Annotated in this window: 12 protein-coding genes; 7 read left to right on the forward strand and 5 right to left on the reverse strand. The window is 70.4% G+C overall.

The annotated features are described in order from the left end of the window. Positions 1 to 30 precede the first annotated feature (30 nt). Together C1I93_RS01755 and C1I93_RS01760 are read right to left on the reverse strand one after the other, a co-directional pair. Positions 31 to 1,107 (reverse strand): LacI family DNA-binding transcriptional regulator, encoded by a 1,077-nt coding sequence (locus C1I93_RS01755; RefSeq protein ID WP_146603401.1) that lies wholly within the window; start codon positions 1,105 to 1,107, stop codon positions 31 to 33. A gap of 16 nt (positions 1,108 to 1,123) precedes the next feature. Continuing rightward, entirely contained in the window at positions 1,124 to 2,677 is a 1,554-nt protein-coding gene (locus C1I93_RS01760; protein ID WP_181444966.1) for an FAD-dependent oxidoreductase, read from the reverse strand. Between the two features lie 192 nt (positions 2,678 to 2,869). Here C1I93_RS01760 and C1I93_RS01765 point away from each other — a divergent pair, with 192 nt between their 5' ends. The 7 genes from C1I93_RS01765 (at position 2,870) to C1I93_RS01795 (ending at position 15,388) form a co-directional block, all read left to right on the forward strand. After that, complete coding sequence (locus tag C1I93_RS01765; RefSeq protein WP_111241422.1) at positions 2,870 to 4,558, forward strand: FAD-dependent oxidoreductase; 1,689 nt, start codon at positions 2,870 to 2,872, stop codon at positions 4,556 to 4,558. Positions 4,559 to 4,617: 59 nt separating this feature from the next. After that, entirely contained in the window at positions 4,618 to 6,144 is a 1,527-nt protein-coding gene (locus C1I93_RS01770; RefSeq protein WP_111241423.1) for an FAD-dependent oxidoreductase, read from the forward strand. 5 nt (positions 6,145 to 6,149) lie between these two features. Next, on the forward strand, positions 6,150 to 9,692 hold the full coding sequence (locus tag C1I93_RS01775) for a glycoside hydrolase family 38 N-terminal domain-containing protein (protein ID WP_111241424.1): 3,543 nt from the start codon (positions 6,150 to 6,152) through the stop codon (positions 9,690 to 9,692). Further along, positions 9,685 to 11,298: an extracellular solute-binding protein gene (locus C1I93_RS01780; protein WP_111241425.1), complete on the forward strand. Its 1,614-nt coding sequence runs from the start codon at positions 9,685 to 9,687 to the stop codon at positions 11,296 to 11,298. The genes C1I93_RS01775 and C1I93_RS01780 overlap by 8 nt, the downstream gene beginning before the upstream one ends. A 53-nt stretch (positions 11,299 to 11,351) precedes the next feature. Further along, on the forward strand, positions 11,352 to 12,290 hold the full coding sequence (locus tag C1I93_RS01785) for an ABC transporter permease (protein ID WP_111241426.1): 939 nt from the start codon (positions 11,352 to 11,354) through the stop codon (positions 12,288 to 12,290). Further along, the gene (locus C1I93_RS01790; RefSeq protein WP_223256429.1) at positions 12,287 to 13,222 is read left to right on the forward strand and encodes a carbohydrate ABC transporter permease; all 936 of its coding nucleotides are present in this window, start codon (positions 12,287 to 12,289) and stop codon (positions 13,220 to 13,222) included. The genes C1I93_RS01785 and C1I93_RS01790 overlap by 4 nt, the downstream gene beginning before the upstream one ends. An 84-nt stretch (positions 13,223 to 13,306) precedes the next feature. Continuing rightward, positions 13,307 to 15,388, forward strand: a complete 2,082-nt coding sequence (locus C1I93_RS01795; RefSeq protein WP_111241428.1) for a putative phage tail protein — start codon at positions 13,307 to 13,309, stop codon at positions 15,386 to 15,388. 79 nt (positions 15,389 to 15,467) lie between these two features. Here C1I93_RS01795 and C1I93_RS01800 read toward each other — a convergent pair whose 3' ends face one another. The 3 genes from C1I93_RS01800 to C1I93_RS01810 form a co-directional block, all read right to left on the reverse strand. Further along, complete coding sequence (locus tag C1I93_RS01800) at positions 15,468 to 16,007, reverse strand: hypothetical protein (protein WP_111241429.1); 540 nt, start codon at positions 16,005 to 16,007, stop codon at positions 15,468 to 15,470. A 380-nt stretch (positions 16,008 to 16,387) separates the two neighbouring features. Next, positions 16,388 to 18,949, reverse strand: a complete 2,562-nt coding sequence (otsB, locus tag C1I93_RS01805; RefSeq protein ID WP_111241433.1) for a trehalose-phosphatase — start codon at positions 18,947 to 18,949, stop codon at positions 16,388 to 16,390. Between the two features lie 41 nt (positions 18,950 to 18,990). Continuing rightward, on the reverse strand, positions 18,991 to 20,391 hold the full coding sequence (locus C1I93_RS01810; protein ID WP_111241430.1) for an alpha,alpha-trehalose-phosphate synthase (UDP-forming): 1,401 nt from the start codon (positions 20,389 to 20,391) through the stop codon (positions 18,991 to 18,993). Between the last annotated feature and the right edge of the window lie 184 nt (positions 20,392 to 20,575).

The raw sequence follows: 20,575 nt of genomic DNA on the forward strand, positions 1-20,575 counted from the left end.
CCCGCACGCTTGACGCTCACGCGGACAAGTTCACGAACGTTTGACGCCGTGGCGGGGCGCGGCGACGGTCGGGGCCAGGGTGTGTGCGCAGGGCAGCAGCACCTGCCGCTCGTGTTCGCCGGTCGGGTCGTTGAGCAGAGCGGCGAGCATGCGTACGGCGCGTCGGCCCATCGCGTTGCGGGGGATGTTCAGCGACGCCCATCGGCTGGGGCCGAACTCACCGCCCGGGTCGTCGACGAGCAGCACGACGGACAGGTCGGCGGGGATGTCCAGCCCGCGGAGGCTGGCCATCGCGGCCAGGACTCGCAGCAGGCTGACGGACTCGACCAGGACCGCGGTGGCTCCGCCGGTGATCGCGGTGTCCAGCCACTGCGCGGTGAGCTGGTCGGGATGGGTGAACGCCGGGGCGGGGACCGGCAGGCCGAAGCGGTCCAGGGCGGCGGCGAAGCCGTCCCAGCGGTCCACCTGGGGTTCGTGTCGGGTGGCCTCGCCGAGGTAGGCGAAGCCACGGTGGCCGAGTGCGACGAGGTCGTCGACGATCCGGCCGGTGGCCGAGCGGTAGTCGCCACCGATGTAGCAGATGTCGACGCCGGCCATCTCCCGCCGGCCGATATAGACGTAGGGGTGGCCGTCCTGGGCGAGCCGAAGCAGGTCGTCGCGGTTGGCGTGGTGGCCGAGCAGGACACTGCCGGCCGCCTGGCCCAGTGCGTTGACGCCGTCGCGGTAGATCCGGCGCACGCCGTTCTCGTCGCGGGCGGCGGTGAACAGCACGAGGTTGCAGCCTTCGACCCCGGCCTGCTCTTCGATGCCCTGGAGGAACTCGAAGTAGTAGTCACCGGCGCTGGTGGGGAAGATCGGCTCGAAGGTGTGCACTCCCATCAGGTACGGCGCGACGGTGCGTCGTTCGAGGCCGGCCCGTGCCTGGCTGCCGTTGGTGGTCTGGTAGCCAAGGCGACGTGCGATGCCGAGCACCCGGCGTTGGGTGTCCGGTGAGATCCGGCTGACGTCGCCCGCGCCACGCAGCACCATGGACACGGTGGACTGTGACACACCGGCCTCGCGAGCGATGTCGGCCTGCCGCGAGGTCCGCCCCCGTCGATTACTCACGCCGTTTCCTCTCCGGTCATGCCGACGGCGGCCACGTCAGCAGCGATCCACCGCGTAGCAGAGCCTTACGCAGCGTCTCATAGTCGACCTCGGGTATCGAAACCCTGCTCTCGATCGCCTGGGCTGCGGCGCAGCCCGCGGCCTCGCCGATCATCATGAACACCGGTTCCATCCGGGCCGAGGAGAACGCCACGTGTGATGCGGACAAGGCCCAGGTGACCAGGAGGTTCGCGCACTCGCCGGGCCCCGGGACGATCGACAGGTACGGCACGCCGAACGGCACGGTTACCGGATGCTGGACGTTGCCCTCGTTGCGGGGCCGGCCGTCGACGAGCACCCGCTTGGTGTTGTGCGAGTCCATCACGTAGGAGGCGAGCGCGACCGGGTCGGCGGCGGCGATCCGGCCGGCCGCGTCGTGCTGGGTGATGACATAGCTCGACACCATCCGGCGGGCCTCCCGCACATAGAGCTGGTGTGGCCAGTGTGCGGTGCCGGTGAACTCGGCCGGGGCCAGGCCGTAGCGCCGGGTGTCCTCCCGGACCGCCGCCGGCAGCCGGGCATCGGTGGCCATGAAGTGCAACAGGCCCGCCTGATAGCGGACGTGGTCCTGGAAGATCTCCTCGCGCCGGGCGTAGTCGGCCTCGGGCCAGTCGTAGTTGGCGCCGATGTGGTCGGAGGAGACCGCGCCGTGGTTGTTCATGTCGAAGACGCCGGGGCGGACCTCGGTGGTGCGGCCGAAGAGTTCGTACCCGCCGGCCTCGACGTAGCGGCGCAGCAGCTCGTACCGGTCGGGGTCGTAGCCCTCGGGTTCGGGAAAGGGCAGCCGGCGGGCGGAGGTGGTGACGTGCAGCCGGAAGTTGTACGCCTGGACCCGGTGGTCGCCGGTGCCGATCGCCTCGTACGGGTCGGCACTGATGCCGGGCAGCAGCCCGCTCTCCGGCCGCCCCGACTCCCGCCACGGGTCGACGTCGAGGGTGAACTGGTGGTTGTCGCTGTACTGCACGCCGGCCAGCGGTTCACCGTAGCTGTCCCGGGATTCCCGGCCGACCGTGTACGTCACGCCGGCCGCGGCCATCAGGTCACCCTCGTACGACGCGTCCACGTAGACGGTGGCCCGGTACCGGTTGCCGTCGTCGGTGCGTAGCTCGGTGATCCGCCCATCGGTCATGGTGACGCCGGTGAGGTGCTGGCGGTGGCGTACCCGGACACCGGCGTCACTCAGCCAGCGGGTGAAGATCTCCTCGGCGACGTGTGCCTCGACGCCCCAGTGCGGGTCGGGGGCGTGGTAGGCGGCGGCGACCTGGGCGTAGAAGTGGCGAGCCATACCGCCGACGGTCTCCGGTCGGCCGACGTCGGTGGTGCCGAGGCCGGCGGCGCTCATACCGCCGACGTGGTCGTCGAAGGCGAGCAGCAGCACCGACATCCCCTCCTGGGCGGCACGCACGGCCGTGGTGACCCCGCCGGAGGTCGCGCCGTAGACGACCACATCGGCGCGGGTCGGCTCGGCGTCGGGCGCGGTGACCGGCGGGAGGTAGTAGCGCAACCCGGGCAACGCTGGTGCGGTCTTCATGGTCTGCGTTTCTAACATGTTGCGGACCGATTGGGAATCGCTAATAAAAGCTAATCCGAAGTTATCGCATCTTCACCGAAACTCCTGGCTGCGAGCGTCTTGACATGCCGGCGATGACGAGATGTAACGTACTCGCAATCGATCGAGACCGAATCGATCAGCAGATATTAGCAGAGTCGAGGAGTGCGCAGCATGGGTCATCCCTCCGAACGGCACACCGACCTACTCGTGGTCGGCGGCGGGCTCGGTGGCGTCGCCGCCGCGCTGACCGCCGCCCGGCTCGGGCTGCGGGTCGTGCTGACCGAGGAGACCGACTGGCTCGGCGGCCAGCTCACCGCCCAGTCGGTGCCCTCCGACGAGCACCCGTGGATCGAGTCCGGGCACACCTCGCCCGGTTACCACGAGCTGCGCACCCGGATCCGGGACTACTACCGGCGTAACTACCCGCTGCGGCCGGCCGCGGCCGAGCTGCCCACCCTCAACCCCGGACTGGGCAACGTGAGCCGGCTCTGCCACGAACCGCGGGTCGGCGTCGCCGTCATCGACGAGATGCTGGCCGGCTACCGCTCGGCCGACCGGATCAGCGTGCTGTACGAGCACGTCCCGGTCGCCGCGGCCACCGACGGCGACCGGATCGCCGCGGTGACCCTGGAGAACCGCCGCACCGGCACCCGGACCACTGTCACCGCACCGTTCGTCGTCGACGCCACCGAACTCGGCGACCTGCTGGACCTGGCCGGAGTCGAGCACGTCGTCGGCGCCGAGTCGCAGGCCGAGACCGGCGAGCCCTACGCGTCGCCGGTCGCCGACCCGACCGACCAGCAGGCGATCACCTGGTGCTTCCCGCTGGAGTACCGCCCCGGCGAGGAGCACATCGTCGACCGGCCCGCGTCGTACGACCACTGGAAGACGCACGTCGACCCGTTCTGGCCCGGCCCCCAGCTCTCCTGGGAAAAGATCGACATCCACACCATGAAAGGACGGACCAACCGCATCTTCGAGGGCGATCTGGACGGCGTGCACCTGCCGGACCTCTGGCACTTCCGCCGGATCCGGGCCCGCAGCCAGTTCGACCCCGCCCTGATCGACACCGACATCACCCTGGTCAACTGGCCCAACATCGACTACTGGGAGTCGCCACTGGTCGGCGCGGACATCGACCAGGAAGCTCGGCAGACCGCGCTGCGCCGCTGCCGCGAGCTGTCGCTGTCGTACCTGCACTGGATGCAGACCGAGGCACCCCGCCCGGACGGCGGGTACGGCTACCCGGGCCTGCGGCTGCGCCCCGACCTGACCGGCACCGACGACGGGCTGGCCAAGAGCGCGTACATCCGGGAGTCGCGACGGATCCGCGCCCGGTTCACGGTGCTGGAGCAGCACGTCGCCGTGGTCGACCGCCCGGAGGGCGCGGGCGCCGTCGTCTTCCCCGACTCGGTCGGCATCGGCCACTACAACATCGACCTGCACCCGAGCACGGCCGGCGTCAACTACGTCAACCTGGAGTGCTACCCGTTCCAGATCCCGCTCGGCGCGCTGGTCCCGGTCCGCGTCCGCAACCTGCTGCCCGCCAACAAGAACATCGGCACCACGCACATCACCAACGGCTGCTACCGGCTGCACCCGGTCGAGTGGAGCATCGGCGAGGCGGTCGGCGCGCTGGCCGCGTACTGCGTCACCGAACAGCGCGAGCCACACGCGGTGGCCGACTCCCCGGACCGCACCGCCGACGTGCAGCGCCTGCTGCGCGACACCCTCGGCATCCCGATCGCCTGGCCGGACGAGATCCGCCGGATGCGACCGTCGCAGGCTGCCAAGGGGGCGACGCCGGTCCTGGCCAAGCCGCGCCAGCGCAGCGTACCGACCGTGACCCGGACGAACTGACCCCCGCCCGCGAACCCGAACGCCGCGACCCGCGACGCCCCGAGAGGATCCGCCCGGACATGCCAATCCCCGAGCCCACCGACGACGGGTACGACGTCATCATCTACGGCGCCAGCCTCGCCGGCATCATGGCGGCGCTGCGACTGCGGCTGCGCGGCCTGAGCAGCCTGATCCTGGAACCCACCGGGCACGTCGGCGGCATCGTCGCCGGCGGCCTGGTCAAGACCGACGCGCCGAACGTCCCCGAGGCCCTCGCCGGGCTGACGCTGACCCGGTTCTTCGAGGGCATCGGCGCGGAGTACGGCCTCGACGGCCCCGAGTACCGGTTCGAGCCGAAGGTCGCCGCGAAGGTCTCCCGGCAATTGCTCGACGAGGCCAAGGCGACAGTGCTGCTGCACCAGCGGATCCACGGACCCGACGACGTCGAGGTCACCGGCCGGCGGATCCGAGGCGTACGCACCACCCAGGGCTGGCGGCGGGCTCGGTTCTTCATCGACGCGTCATACGAGGGCGACCTGATGGCCGCCGCCGGGGTGCCGTACACGTTCGGCCGGGAACCCCGCGCCACCTACGACGAGCCGTTCGCCGGCTTCCAGCCGGTGCAGGCGTACCGCAAGCGGGGGTTCACCCCGAACACCCTGTACCCGGTCAGGGCGGTGCCGGAGCTCGCCGCCGGTGACGGCGACGACAAGACGCAGGCGTACAACTTCCGGGGCGTGCTGTCGACGAACGCCGACCGGATCCCGTTCCCCAAGCCCGAGGACTACGACCCGGCGCGGTACACGTACCTCGGGCAGCTCCTGCGGCAGCGACGACTGCCCGGCCTGTCGTCGATCGTCACGCACACCGCGCTGCTGCCCAACGGCAAGTACCAGACCAACCAGGCGCTCTACTTCGGCTTCGACCTGCCCGGCGTCAACTGGGACTACCCGGACGGCAGTTGGCGTCGGCGCGACGAGATCATCGCCGAGCAGGTGGCCTGGCACCAGGGGCAGCTCTACTGGCTGGCCAACGACCCGTCGCTGCCGGAGTCGTTCCGCGCCGACGCGCAGACCTTCGGCCTGCCACCGGACGAGTTCGTCGACAGCCCGCACGGGCAGGGCTTCCCACACGCCCTCTACATCCGCGAGGCCCGCCGGATGATCGGCGCTTCCGTGCTGACCCAGCACGACCTGCTCAAGCCGAACAACACCAAGGCCCAGCCGGTCTGCTGCTGGAAGTACGGCATGGACAGCCACCTGGTGCAGTACTACCCCGAGGGCGACGACACGATTGTCGGTGAGGGCACGCTCAGCGGCGACGAGACCAACCCACCTGTCGACCTGTACCAGATGCCGGCCGAGTGTCTCTTCCCGGCCCGTGGCGGGATCGAGAACATCACCGTCGGCATCTGCTTCTCGGCCAGCCATGTCGGCTACACCTCGCCCCGGATGGAACCCAACTACGGGATGCTCGGCGAGGCGTGCGGCGAACTCGCCGCCCAGTCGATCGCCACCGGGCGGCCGGTGCAGGAGTTCGGGTACGCCGAGCTGGCCGCCGCCCTAGTCGAACACGGCAGCGTGCTCACGCTGCCCGGACTGGACTGACGGCGATGTTCCCACTGATCCTCGCCGTGCCCGGCGTCGACCTGCCGGCGTTCCAGCCGGGGCCGCTCAACGCGTCCACCGGCTGGCAGCCGCACCGCGTCGAGCTGCCGGTGCGGATCGGCGCCGACCACGCCGCCGGTTATCTGCTGCGGCTGGAGTTCGCCGCCGGGCACGGACCCTGCCCAGACCTGGAGATCGAGATCGACGGCGTACACCGGGGGTTCTTCCACCCGGTGGTGCGCCGCGAGGACCGGTCGGAGACCTACCGGCACGGCCCGATCGCCGGTGACGTGCTGCTGGAGGTGCCGCTGCCGGCCGGCTGGCTGGCCGAGGGCGACCACCTCGTCACGATCACCACCACCGTCGACCCGGCGGCGGCGACCGGGCCGGTGGAGCCGCCGGCCGGTGAGCAACGCCGGCACCGGGAGCAGTTCGGCAACCACTTCGGCAGCGGCATCACCTGGCACCGGCTCAGCCTCGACGCGACCGCGCCGCACCCGACCAGGGCAGCCGTCGACCTCACCGCGACCCCGCTCTACCTGGACCGCGACGGCGAGCTGCACGAACTGGTCGAGCTGACCGTCTCGGTGCCGGCCGGCACACCCACCTGGCCCCGGGTGGCCCGGGTCGAACTCGCCGGCCACCACTACGAGTTCGACCTGCGCCGTCCCGGCCGCGACTTCGGCCAGGTACGGGTCAGGTTCGCCGTGCCCGCCTTCGACACGGCCACCGCCGAGGTGCGGCTCGACGACGTACCGCCGAAGGTCTTCGACCTGGTCGCGGCCCGGCGGTGGACGCTGCACCTGGTCCCGCACGTGCATCTGGATGTCGGTTACACCGACGTGCAGGGCAAGGTTCTCGAACTGCACAGCCGCAACCTCGACCGGGCGCTGGACGCGCTGGACCGCGACCCGGACTTCGCGTTCTCCGTCGACGGGTCGCTGGTCGTCGACCAGTACCTGGCGACCCGCTCGGCGCAGCGGGCGGAGCGGGTGCTGGCCGCGTTGCGCTCCGGCCGGCTGGCCGTGAACGCGTTCCACAGCTTGTTCCTGTCCGGCATCGCGTCGCTGGAGGAGGTGTACCGGGCGGCGTACCTGGCCAGCCGGCTCCGGCAGCAGCACGGGGTGCCGGTGACGTACGCGAACCTGACCGACGTGCCGTCGTACAGCGCGGCCGTGCCCTCGATGCTGCGGGCGCTGGGTATCGACGCGTTCGTCGGCATCGAGAACCACCATCGCGGCGGCAACGCCGACAGCGACCTGCAACACCTGGCCAGCCCGGTGCTGTGGGAGGGCGTCGACGGGGCCCGGGTGCTGACCCACTTCTCCGACACATATTCGCAGCTACGGTTCATGGTCGGTGACCCGCAGACCATCGTCGGCGGCGCGCACGCCCTCCCCCGGCTGCTGGCCCGCTACGACCGGCCCGACTACCTGCCGACCGACCTCGCGGTGATCGGCACCCACGCCGACAACGAAGACCTGGCCGACGGCGACGCCGGGTTCGCCGCCCGGTGGAACGCCCGGTACGCGTACCCGCGGATCCGGGTCTCCACCATGGAGGAGTACCTCGCCACCGTCCGGCCACTGGCCGACCGGCTGCCGGTGTGGCGGGGCGACGGCGGCAGCTACTGGGAGGACGGCGTGGGCACCGGCGCGGCCGTCACCGCCGAGCACCGCCGGGTGCAGTCGCTGCTGCCGACCGCCGAAGGGCTCGCCGCCCTCGTCCGGCTGGTCGACCCGGTCTACCGGCCGAACCGGGCGGCGCTGGACGCCGCGTGGGAGGGTGCGCTCTACGGCTGCGAACACACCTGGACCTGGGCACACGGCACCGCCCACCCGCACGGGCACCAGGTCGACGACCAACTGGACTGGAAACGACACCAGGTGCACGGCGCCTACCGGGGTGCGCTCGACGAGGTCCGTCGGGCCCTGAGCCAGCTCGGCGAACTCGTCAGCACCGACGGCCCGACGCTGCTGGTGCACAATCCGCTGGGTTGGCGGCGGGACATCGAGGTGCTCGTGGAGACCGTCCGGGCCGATCCGGTCGGGCCGGACGGGCCGCTGCCGGTCGAGGTGCTCGCCGAGTGCAACGGGCTGCGGACGCTGCGGGTGACCGTGCCGGACGTGCCCGCCTTCGGCTACCGGGCCCTGCCGATGGACGCCGCCCGAACGTTGTCGCCGGGTGAGGAGGCCGGCACCCCGGCCAGCGACCCGGCGGCGGTCGAGCCCGGGCCGGCGGCGGTCGACTCCGCCGACGGCTGGCGTCCGGTGCCGTCGTCGCTGGTCACCGCCCGCTGGGAGGTCACCCTCGACCCCCGGACGGGTGCGGTACGCGGGCTGCGGCACCGGGCCACCGGCCGAGACCTGCTGGACAGCACGCAGTGGACCCTCGGGCAGGTGCTGTACGTGCTCGACGGCCCGGAGACGGTGACCCGTGGCGACGGCGGTGCGGTGTCGGCCGCCGGAGACGGCATCGAGCACAGCGGGCGGCCACACCATCATGCCCCCTACCCGCGCAGCACCCTGCTCGGCCGACGCCCGGACCAGAACCTTCCGGAGCTGACGGTGCTGCCCGCGACGATGCGGCCGGTCGGGCTGCGCCGCACGTACGACGGCTGGCGGCTGCGGACCGTCGGCGACGCGCCGAGCCTGCCCCGGATCGAGGTCGACGTGCTGCTGCGCGACACCGATGACCGGGTCGACGTGCTTGTCGATCTCGACAAGCGGCGGGTGCTGGCCAAGGAGTCGGTGTACGTGGCGTTCCCCTTCGCCGCCGCCGACCCGAGCTTCCGCTACGACCGGCAGCAGGGCTGGATCGACCCGGCCAGCGACCACGCGCCGGGCGCCTGCCACGACTGGTTCACCACCGGGTACGGGGTGCTCGTGCAGGACGGCGTCGACGGGCCCGCGGTGGCCTGGACCTCCGCCCACGCCCCACTGTTCACCGCCGGGGACATCGTGCGCGGGCACTGGCACGAACGATTCACCCCCGCCGGCGGAGCGGTCTTCTCCTGGGTGTTGAACAACTACTGGCCGACCAACACCCCGCCGGAGCAGGACGGACGACTGCGGCTGCGGTACGCCTTCACCCCGCTGCCCACGCCCGACCTGGTGGCCGCCGGCCGGTTCGGCCGGGAGGTACGCGCCGCACTCGCGGTCTCCGAGGTGAACCGGCTCGACAAGTTCGACACCGCGCCCCGACCACTGCACCGACCCGCCGGAAGTCTGCTCGACCTGGGGTTGCCGGAACACGTGCAGGCGAGCGTAGCGCCCGCGCGGGCCGGGACCGGGCTGCTGGTCCGGCTCCAGGACCTGTCCGGCCGCGCCAGCGAGTTCTCCGTACGGCATCCGGCCGGCCCGGACGCGCCTGCCGCCTGGTGTCACGCCGACGAGCGCGTCATCGCCCCCTGCCCGGCGGATCCGAGTGGCGCGGTCCCGGTCCGCCTCGGCGCCTGGCAGGTCGCTTCCCTGATCCTGTACCCCCTCGACGGGGCCGAGCCGGCCCCGTCCACCGCCGCATCAGATCGGAGCGTGGACCATGACTGACAACAGATTGAACAGACGCCGGTTCCTGACCATGGCCGGTGGCGCCGCGGTCACCCTGGCTGGTGGAGGCGCCCTCGCCGGCTGCGGCGACGCCACGTCGACGAGCGCGCCGGACGGCGCGAAGAGCGCCGTGCTGCCTGACTACGTGCCGTCGCAACTGGTCCGCCCGGACCTGCCACCGACCCCCGAAGGTGTCATGGCCGGCTACTACCGGTACCCGCGGCAACTGGTCGACGCGTTCGACGTCAAGCCGGCCGCCGGGCTCGGCGACGTCCGGATCCTGACCAACATGTTCAACCCGGTGCCGCCGGCCGCCGGCAGCAACCAGTACTGGCAGGAACTGAACAACCGGGTCGGGGCGAACCTGGACATCACCATGACCCCGTCGGCCGACTACCTGAACAAGCTGTCGACCACGATCGCCAGCGGCGATCTGCCCGACATCATGCTGATCTCGGCTCGGCTGGCCCGCCGGGCCGATGTGCTCACCCGGCTCTGCGCGGACCTGTCGGAGTTTCTCTCCGGCCCGGCCGCCGCCAACTTCCCGTTCCTGGCGAACATCCCGCGCGACTCGTGGCTGTCGACCGCGTACGGCGGGGGGATCTTCGCGGTGCCGATCTCCCGGTCGGTGGTGGGGACGATCATGTTCGGCCGGACCGACCTGATCGCCCAGCGGAGCCTGAACCCGACGCCGGGCAGCTACGCCGAGTTCGTCGAGCTGGCGCGGGGCCTGACCGATGCACGGGCGAACCGGTGGGCGTTCGGCAGCGCCAAGGGAGTCATCACCTTCGTCGGGAACATGCTCGGCGTGCCCAACGCCTGGCGGGAGGAGGGCGGCCGGTTCGTCTCGGAGGTCGAGACCCCGCAGCGCAAGGAGGCGGTCGCCCGGGTCGCCGAGATGTACCAGGCCGGGCTCTTCCACCCGGACGCGATCGGGGGCCGGCTGCAACTGCGCGACCTGTTCGGCAACGGCACCATCGCGCTGAACTCCGACGGCTACGCGGCCTGGGACATCCTCGCCGACACCTACCCGGTGCAGGTCGGCGGGATCCCCGCCCCCGGCTACGACGGCGGTACGCCGGTACATCGCTCGGGCACGCCGACGTTCGCGTTGACCGCGTTCCGCAAGACCGAGAAGGACCGGCTGGAGAAGCTGCTGCGGCTGGCCGACTGGCTGGCGGCGCCGCTGGGCACCAGCGAGTACATGTTCCGCAAGTTCGGCGTCGAGGGCCGGCACTACACCTGGCAGGACGACGTGCCGGTCCGCACCGACCTGGGCAACGTCGAGGTCAAGCTCCCGCTGGAGTACGTCGCCGAATCGCCGCACGTGCTCGGTCCCGCCGAGCGCACCCGGGTCGACGCGCAGCGCGCGTACCAGGAGAAGGTGGTGCCGAACCTGTTGCGTAACCCGACCGAGGGGCTGAACTCGGAGACCTCGGTCAGCAAGTCCGGCGAACTCCTCAAGATCATCGACACCGCCGAGCTGGACATCGTGGCCGGCCGCAAACCGATAAGCGCCTGGGACGACGCCGTCGCCCAGTGGAAGGCCGCCGGCGGGGACCAGATCCGCGGCGAGTACGAGAAGGCGCTCGCCGACCAGCAGTAGGACCCGGTCGGGTCGTCTCGCCCATCCCCCGCGGAACTCGGAACGGAGGCCGTATGGCTACCAGCGCGCCGGCCAAGCGCAACACCCGCTGGCAGCGTTTCAAGCGGGATCGCTTCCTGCTCCTGCTCGCGCTGCCCGGCGTCACGCTGGTACTGCTGTTCCAGTACGTGCCGATGCTGGGCAACGTCATCGCGTTCAAGGACTACCAGCCGTATCTGACCATCTCCGAGTCACCCTGGGTCGGGTTCGCCAACTTCGAGGTGATCTTCAACGGGGACCCGGCTTTTCTCAACGCCCTGAAGAACACACTGATCATCTCGTTCCTCCAGATCGTCGTGGTGTTCCCGATCCCGATCGCGCTGGCCCTGCTGCTCAACAGCCTGCTCAGCGAACGGATCAAACGCGTCGTGCAGTCGGTGCTCTACCTGCCGCACTTCATGTCCTGGGTGATCGTGGTCGCGCTGTTCCAGCACATGCTGGGCAACGCCGGCATCTACAACAACTGGGCCCGTCAACACGACCTGCCGCTGCTCGGCATCATCGGCGACCCGGACCTGTTCTTCGCCCTGATCACCTCGCAGGCGATCTGGAAGGACGCCGGCTGGGGGACCATCATCTTCCTCGCCGCGATCTCCCGGGTCGACCTGGAACTGTTCGAGGCGGTCGCCGTCGACGGCGGCGGTCGGCTGCGCCAACTCTGGCACGTCACCCTGCCGGCGATCCGGTCGGTCATCGTACTGCTGCTCATCCTCAAACTCGGCGACGTGCTCACCGTCGGCTTCGAACAGATCGTGCTGCAACAGGGGCAGGTCGGCCTGGAGACCTCCGAAGTGCTCGACACGTACGTCTACAACCGCGGCATCGTCGGCGGCAACTGGGGCGTGTCGGCGGCGGTGGGACTGGTCAAGGGCTTGGTCGGCGCGATTCTCGTGCTGGGCGCGAACAAGGTCGCGCACTTGTTCGGGGAGAGGGGGATCTACTCGAAATGGTGACCACTATCGATCGCCGGACGACGTCACCACGACCACCCGGTGGGCCCGGCCGCCGCCGCACCATCAACGGCGCACCCGTTCCCCACCCCGCCGTACGCGGCCTCAAAGGCATCGTGCTCCTGCTCTGCTGTGCCGTGGTGGTGCTGCCGTTCGTCGCCGTCATCTCCACCTCGCTCGCCGACCAGGAGCAGATCACCAACGCGGGTGGCTACGTGCTGTGGCCGACGAACCCGTCCTTCGACGCGTACGCGGCGATCTTCCGTGGTGGCGTGGTGACCCGGGCCACGCTGGTCTCGGTCGGCATCACGGTGGTCGGTTCGGCACTGTCGGTGTCGGTGGTGGCGCTGCTGGCGTACTCGCTCTCCCGGCCCGGCAGTTGGGGACACCGGCCGATCCTGCTGCTGGTGCTCTTCACCATGCTGTTCAACGCCGGCATGATCCCGAACTACCTGCTGATGAAGGAACTCGGGCTGATCGACTCGTACTGGGCGCTCATCCTGCCCGGACTCACCTCCGCCTTCCAGGTGATCATCATGCGGGCCTTCTTCATGGAGGTGCCCAGGGAGATCGTCGACGCGGCGCGGATCGACGGCGCGGGGGAACTGCAGATCCTCACCCGGATCATGTTGCCGCTGTCCAAGGCGGTGATCGCGGTCATCGCGCTGTTCAACGCGGTGGCGTACTGGAGCGCCTTCTTCAACGCGGTGCTGTACATCAACTCGACCGAGAAGTGGCCCCTGCAACTGGTGCTGCGCACCTACGTCGTCGACAACACCCAGATCGGCACCGACCTGCCCGGTGAGGTCGTCCCGCCGCAGCAGTCGTTGCAGATGGCCATCCTGGTCGTCTCCCTGATCCCCATCTGCCTCGTCTACCCCCTGCTCCAGCGGCACTTCGCCAAGGGCGTCGTCATCGGCGCCGTGAAGGGCTGAACCACCCCCACACCCCCACCCCTGGCCGCGGCCGGCGCCGATCCGGCGTCGCGTCGCAGGCTGCCCGGAAACAGGAGAATCCCCATGGACGAAAGGTCTCCCGGCACCGTCCGACGCCGCGCCCTGGCCACCTTCGGCCTGGCCGGCCTCGCCGCCGGCTCGCAGCTCGTACCCGCCACCGCCGTCGCCGCCCCGGCGCGGCCGGGCCGGGCCTTCGCCGGCGCCGACGCCCGCGCCAGCGTCGCCGACCTGCGGGGCACCGCCGGAACCAGCGACGGCGAACAGGTCCAGTTGCTCGGCTACCACGCCGACCTGCCAGGCGTCGGCGGCGGGCCACTGTACTGGGACGCCGACGCCACCGAGGACGACAACGGCGGCACCGTCTTCGCCGTCACCGGGGTCGCCACCGGCCGCTGGAAGCGTCCCCACGACACCCGGATCGACCTGGCCTGGTTCGGCTGGCGGGGCACCGGCACGGAGAACGACTCGCCGAAGGTGCAGGCCGCCGTCGGCGCGCTGCCGACCGGTGGCACCATCGCCGCCGGGCCAGGCAAGGTACGCCTCGAAGACACCATCGAGATCGTCGGTGTGCCGATCGTGTTCCAAGGCGCCGGGGTGAGCGACAACGACGAATACTCCACCCAGTACGTGCTGGCCACCGGCGCCGAGGACGGGTTCCGGCTGTCCGGGGTACGCGGCGGCGGCCTGCGCGACCTCCAGGTCCGCGGTGCCGGGCTGACCGGCGGCAGCATCCTGTCCACCAGCCGCAACGGCACCGACGGCAACTACATGCTGACGTTCACCAACGTCCGGTTCAAGGACGGCTACAACGGGTTGACGCTGCGCGCCTGCAACACGGTCCGGTTCGCCAACTGCGTCTGGAACGGCTTCAACGGCGAGCAGGTGATCCTGCTCAACGGGGTCAACAACGACTCCCGCGCGGACCCGGTTGAGTTCGTCCAGTGCGGGATCGCCGCCGGCAGCGCCAACCCGGGCACCGACAACCTCGTCATCGACGGTCTCGGCGGCTCGATCAAGTTCATTGCCACCGCGATCCTGTTCGGCCGAAACGGCATCTGGCTCAAGAACACTCCCGGCGCGTCGATCCCCAAGTTCCTCTACTTCGAGGGCGGCGGCTTCGAGAACGGCCACGGTGTGCCGGTGCTGCTGGAGGCGGGCGCACAGGCCCAGTTCACCAACACCTACATCTCGGCTGACAACGAGCACGACAACGTCCGGATCGGCGCGGGCTTCACCGGCAGCGCCACCTTCAGCAACAGCATCATCCGAGGCTGCGGCCGCAACGGCCTGGACATCGCGTCGACCCGGATCACCGTCACCGGCTGCCTGATCGGCAACAACGGCCGCACCGCGCATCCGAGCTTCGCCCGGACGATCACCGGCGCGGCCGACAACGGCGCGGGCAGGGTACGGCTGAGCACCGGGTCGGCGCACGGCTGGGAGACCGGGGACCGGATCTCGATCCAGGGGGTCACCGGCGCCAACGGCACCCGGTCGATCGAGGTGGTCGACCCCACCACGTTCGACCTTCCCGAGGTCGCCTACTCCGGCGGCTACTCCGGTGGCGGCACCGGATACCGGCTCGGCGCGGGCATCAACATCCGCTCCACCGCCAGCCGGGTGGTGATCGTCGGCAACGTCATCGGCGCGCTCGCCGACGGCACCTCCCGCCAGGACTACGGCATCGTCAACGCCGCCGCCGACGTGCTGATCAGCGACAACGACCTGAACGGCAACACCGTCGGGCCGTACCGGCTGACCGGTGTGTCGACCAGCCAAACCCGGATCACCGGCAACAAGGGCGTCGAACAGATCGACGGTTGGCTGACGGTTCGGGTCGCCGGCCCAGTCGCCGACGGGCTGTACGACTTCGGCAACCTGCTGTACCTCGACGCGCAGCGGATCCGGGTGGTTCGGGTGACCCGGGTGCTGGAGTCTGGCGGCTGCGACGTGCGCCTGGATGCCGACGGGGTGAGCGCCGGTGGCGCAGCCGTAGCGGCCAGCAGCACCGTACAGAGCACCAGCCTCAGCTCGCCGTATCTGGTCGACGCGGCCACGAGCCCGAAGCGGGTGCAGGCCCGGGTGCTGAACGCGGCCGGTGCCACCGGCCTGCTGGTGCAGTTCGGTTATCAGATCGTCAGCTAGGAACTTGCCACGTCACTCGACTCCGGCGTTGGGCGTGGGCGGCCTTCGGCACCGGACCCAACCGGGTCGGACAAGACACTCACGAGCGGGTGACGGCCGCAGCTATGACGGAGAAGAGGGCTGCGGCAAGCAGAACCAGTCCGGTGGGCGCGCCGACAACGGCGCTCATTGTCAGCTTCCGGGCACGGGCGATCGGGATCGCGGCGAGTGAGACGACTGTGATGAGCGCGGCCAACACATGGATCAACGGATAGCCGATCAGGGCGGCGACCGGGAAGAGATGCACCCCCACGACGAAGGCGATCCACACCGGGATCAGCTCCCGCCGGGAACGGATGGCGAGCAGCAGGGAGCCGAGGGCGGCGGCACCGAACTCGATACCGACGACCACGCCGAACGCTCGGCTGGTGTCCTCGTCGAAGGCAGTGCCGTCGTGCCAGTGTCGCCAGGTCAGCAGGCCACCGACGACCGCTGTGAGCAGGCTGGTCACCGAGCCGGCGGCCAGGAGTCCGCGCCACCTGCGCGGTGGCGCCTCCTGAGCCCAACCGAACCAACTCGAGGCGAAGAAGCCGAAAATCACGGCGGTTGCCGCAAGGTCACGCACATGCTCTGTGGTCACACCACTCCCCCGGTCCGCTGAGGACAATCGATGACAGCTTAGAGAGACCGGCTATAGGTGGTGGCGACGCAGGTTGGGGCCTGGTGATGCGTTGCCTGGGTTGGTCGGCAGGGCGGGTTGCGGCATGTCGCGGTGTTCGGGCCGATCGGGTGGGCGCGGGTTGCGGCATGTCGCGGTGTCCCGTCCGGTGAGCGGCACGAGTTGCGGTATGTCGGGCTGTCCGGGCCCGCTGAGGCCGCGAGGTGCGGCATCTCGTGCGCCCACCCACGAGTTGCGGCATCTCGTGGGCAGAGCCGACCGCCCCTATTGCCGGTCGCCCTAAGGGAGTACGAAAGGCGGCCGGAGAGATCGTCTCCGGCCGCCTCAGCAGAGGTGCGGTGTCACTGCTTGAGCATGTTGTCCATCAGCAGCGCGCACCGGATGACCCCGAGGTGGCTGTACGCCTGGGGGTGGTTGCCCAGGCCACGCTCGGCGAGCGGGTCGTACTGCTCGGGGAGCAGCCCGGTCGGACCCGCCGTGTCGATCATCTGGATGAATAGTTCCTCGGCATCGGTGCGGCGGCCGGTGCGGAGGTAAGCCTCGATCAACCACGCCGTGCAGATGTGGAAGCCGCCCTCGCGACCGGGCAGGCCGTCGTCCCAGTGGTAGCGGTAGACGACCGGGCCGCTGCGCAGATCAGCCTCGATCTTCAACACGGTGGAGAGGAAGCGCGGGTCGTCGCCGGGCAGGAGGCCGGACAGGCCGATCCACAACGACGAGGCGTCCATGTCCTCGTCGCCGTAGGCGACGCTGTACGCCTCGGCGTGCTCGTGCCAGCCGTACTCGAGCACGTTGGCGCCGATCCGGTCGCGCAGCTCGACCCACTCCGGCCGGTCACCGCCGCCGTGCTGGCGCGTCACGTGCAGCGCCCGGTCGACGGTCATCCAGCACATCACCTTCGAGAAGATGTGGTGCCGGGGTGGCAGGCGGGCCTCCCAGATGCCGTGGTCCGGCTCGTGCCAGCGGCGGCGGACCGCCTCGACCATGTTCTCCAGCACCCGCCACTCCTCGGACCGGACCGAGCCGCGCACGTCGGCGGTGGCCGCGATCAGGTCGGCGATCGGGCCGAAGACGTCCAACTGGAGCTGGTGGTTGGCGAGGTTGCCGACGCGTACCGGGCGGGAGCCGGCGTAGCCGGGCAGGGTGTCGATGACGGCCTCCGCGCCCAGCTCGTAGCCGTCCACGGTGTAGAGCGGGTGCAGCCGCTCGGGGTGCCCGCCGGTGCGTTCGACACAGCCGTCCACCCAGCGCAGGAACGCCTCGGCCTCGGTGATCGAACCCAGGTCGACAAGGGCGCGGGCGGTCATCGCGGCGTCCCGCAGCCAGCAGTAGCGGTAGTCCCAGTTGCGGACCCCGCCCAGCTCCTCGGGGAGCGAGGTGGTTGCCGCGGCCAGGATCGAACCGGTCGCCTCGTGGCAGAGCCCCCGCAGCGTCAGCGCGCTGCGGGCGACCAGGTCCCGGGCGGTGGTGGGCAGCCGCAGCGTGGAGACCCACTCCTTCCAGGGGCGCTCCGCGGCGGCCTGCCGCTCGTGGATCGGCAGCCTGTGGTGTTCCAGGCTGTGCGTACCGAAGCGCAGCTCCAGCACCACCTGCCCACCGAGCGCGGCGAGGTCCACCACCGCCTTGGCGCTGGCGTACCCGCCGTCGTTGCCCACCTCCCACTGCACGCCGGGGGAGTAGAGCGCGGCCGGCTCGTTGGAGCCGAGCACCAGCAGGCCGTCGCCGAGCGGCTGGAGCTGCACCGCGACCTGGGCGAACTCCGGCCGGGGCGCGAACTCCAGTTGCACCTTGCCGGTGCCGGTGAGGACCCGGATCAGGGTGGAGTCCCCGGAGATGATCGCCGGCCCGTCCGGCGTGGCCTTCGGGTCCGGTTTGTCGAGCCAGTCCGTGACGGTAAGCCCCGACCAGCGCGTCTCCACGGTCATGGTGCCCGACCGGTAGCGCTGACCCAGCGGGATGCCGCCGCGCTCGGGGGCGACGCTGAAGTGGCCGGCGGGGCTACCGCCGACCAGGTCGGCGAAGATCGCCGCCGAGTCGGGCTTGGGGTGGCAGAGCCAGCTCACCTTGGCGTCGGGCGTGAGCAGCGCCACGGTACGCCCGTTGGCCAGCATCGAGTGCCGTTCGATAGGCACCGCCCGCTCGCCGAAGAGCCAGTGTCGACGGGTCTCCAGCAGCAGACCGAGGGCCCGGGCGGCCTCGATCGGCTCGGCTACCCGGTAACCGGCCCTGGTCTCACCCGGTCCGATCTTGATGCCGACGTCGGGACCGCTCAGGTTGCCGAAGGCGTTCTCGTCGGTGACGTCGTCGCCGATGAAGAGCACCGCGCTGGCCGAGAGCTGGGTGCGTAGCTGGTCGACCGCGGTGCCCTTGTGGGTGGCCACCACCGAGAGCTCGATGACCTCCTTGCCCTGGGTGACCGTGACGTCCGGCCAGGTGGCGGGGCCGCTGCGGACCGCCTCGATGGCGGCGGCGGCGACCTGGGGGTCCACCCCCCGGGTGTGTACGGCGACACTCGCCGGCTTGCGTTCCAGCCGTACGCCCGGGTGGGCGGCGGCGATCTCGCGCAGCGCCTCCCGCAGCCGGGTGCGTACCGCGATCAGCTCGGGGGAGAGCCGTTCGACGAAGCCGATATCGAATTCGGAGCCGTGGCTGCCGACCAGGTGCACCTCGCTGGGCAACCGGGAGAGCGCGGCCAGGTCGCGCAGCGCGCGACCGGAGACCACCGCCACCGTGGTCTGCGGCAGCGCGGCCAGGGCGCGCACCGCCGCCACCGACTCGGGCAACGGCACGGCCTTGCTCGGATCCGCCACGATCGGCGCGAGCGTGCCGTCGTAGTCACAGGCGACCAGGAGCTGCGGCACCCGGGCGATACGTCCGATGGCGGCCCGGAGGTCCGGGTCCATGGTGCCCGCCGTGGGCACGATTATGTCGGTGGTGGCGGCGTTCACGCCGCCTCCATGTCGGGCACACCGAGTTCGGTGAGGAAGGACTTCGCCCAGTGCCCCACATCATGGGTGCGCAGATGGCGTTGCATAGTCCGCATACGGCGACGAGCCTCCGGCTTCTCCACATGCACGGCCCGGAGCAGAGCGTCCTTGACCGCGTCCGGGTCGTGCGGGTTGCACAGGAACGCCTGACGCAGCTCGGTGGCTGCGCCGGCGAACTCACTGAGTACGAGTGCGCCCCCGTGGTCCGCCCGGGACGCGACGTACTCCTTGGCCACCAGGTTCATGCCGTCTCGCAGCGGAGTCACCATCATCACGTCGGCGGCGGCGTACATCGCAGCCAGTTCGGTCCGACTGTACGACTGATGCAGATAGTGCACCGCAGGCACGCCCACCCGGCCGAATTCGCCATTAATCCGACCGACTTCGCGTTCGACCTTGACCCGAAGTGCCTGGTAGTGCTCGACGCGCTCCCGGCTCGGTGTGGCGACCTGCACCATCACCGCGTCCGGGACTGTCAACTTTCCGTCAGCCAACAATTCGCGGAAGGCCTTGAGTCGCAACTCGATGCCCTTGGTGTAGTCGAGCCGGTCCACGCCCAGAATGATCGTCTTCGGGTTGCCCAGCTCCTCGCGGATCTCCTTGGCCCGAGCCTGGATCGCCGGGTCGGCGGCGAGCCGCTCCATCTCCTTGGTGTCGATCGAGATGGGGAACGCCCCGGCCTTCACCCGACGGCCGTCCACCTGGATCATCTGCCCCTCGTACCGCAGGCCGAGCAGGTGCCGGGCCAGCCGGACGAAGTTCTGCGCGGCCAGCCGCTGCTGGAAGCCGACCAGGTCGGCGCCGAGCAGCCCGCGCAGGATCTCGGTCCGGAACGGCATCTGCATGAACAACTCGATGGGCGGGAAGGGGATGTGCAGGAAGAAGCCGATCCGCAGGTCGGGCCGCAGCTCTCGGAGCAGCGCCGGAACCAGTTGGAGCTGGTAGTCCTGCACCCAGACCGTGGCACCCTCGGCCGCGACCTCCGCCGCGGCCTCCGCGAACCGGGCGTTGACCAGCCGGTACGCCTCGCGCCAGCGGCGCTTGAAAGCGGGTGTCTCGACGGCGTCGTGGTAGAGCGGCCAGATCGTCGCGTTGGACTGACCCTCGTAGTAGCGCTCCAACTCCTCGGCGCTCAGCGGCACCGGGTGCAGCCTGATGCCCTCCAGATCGAACGGCTCGGGTGCGGGGCCGGTGCCACCGGCCCAGCCGACCCAGGTGCCCTGATGCTCGGCCAGGACGGGGTGCAGCGCGGTGACCAGCCCGCCGGGGCTGCGTCGCCACTGCCGTCCCTCGGGTGTGCTCACCTCGTCGACCGGCAGTCGGTTCGCCACTACGACAAAGGAGCTACGGACGGTCACGATCGGCCACCTCCGGGTGCTGACGGGTCCACCGCGATGAGCGTACTGAGCGTAGCTGCGGTGTCTGTTCCCCCGTGCCGGAGTCACGTACCCGTCCCAGACGGGCCGAACCGTCAGCGTGATCATGGTGACAGGTCGCCGGTCGGTGGTTCCCGCCACCCCACCGGCTGGGGTGGGGCCGGGC

It is taken from the genome of Micromonospora endophytica (assembly GCF_003236305.1).
In the GTDB taxonomy this organism is placed as follows: domain Bacteria; phylum Actinomycetota; class Actinomycetes; order Mycobacteriales; family Micromonosporaceae; genus Micromonospora; species Micromonospora endophytica.

Coding starts and splice junctions, on each gene's coding strand:
- C1I93_RS01795 (WP_111241428.1), top strand. CDS start 13,307: ATGGACGAAAGGTCTCCCGGCACCGTCCGACGCCGCGCCCTGGCCACC.
- C1I93_RS01780 (WP_111241425.1), top strand. CDS start 9,685: ATGACTGACAACAGATTGAACAGACGCCGGTTCCTGACCATGGCCGGT.
- C1I93_RS01770 (WP_111241423.1), top strand. CDS start 4,618: ATGCCAATCCCCGAGCCCACCGACGACGGGTACGACGTCATCATCTAC.
- C1I93_RS01760 (WP_181444966.1), bottom strand. CDS start 2,677: ATGAAGACCGCACCAGCGTTGCCCGGGTTGCGCTACTACCTCCCGCCG.
- C1I93_RS01785 (WP_111241426.1), top strand. CDS start 11,352: ATGGCTACCAGCGCGCCGGCCAAGCGCAACACCCGCTGGCAGCGTTTC.
- C1I93_RS01765 (WP_111241422.1), top strand. CDS start 2,870: ATGGGTCATCCCTCCGAACGGCACACCGACCTACTCGTGGTCGGCGGC.
- C1I93_RS01775 (WP_111241424.1), top strand. CDS start 6,150: ATGTTCCCACTGATCCTCGCCGTGCCCGGCGTCGACCTGCCGGCGTTC.
- otsB (WP_111241433.1), bottom strand. CDS start 18,949: ATGGACCCGGACCTCCGGGCCGCCATCGGACGTATCGCCCGGGTGCCG.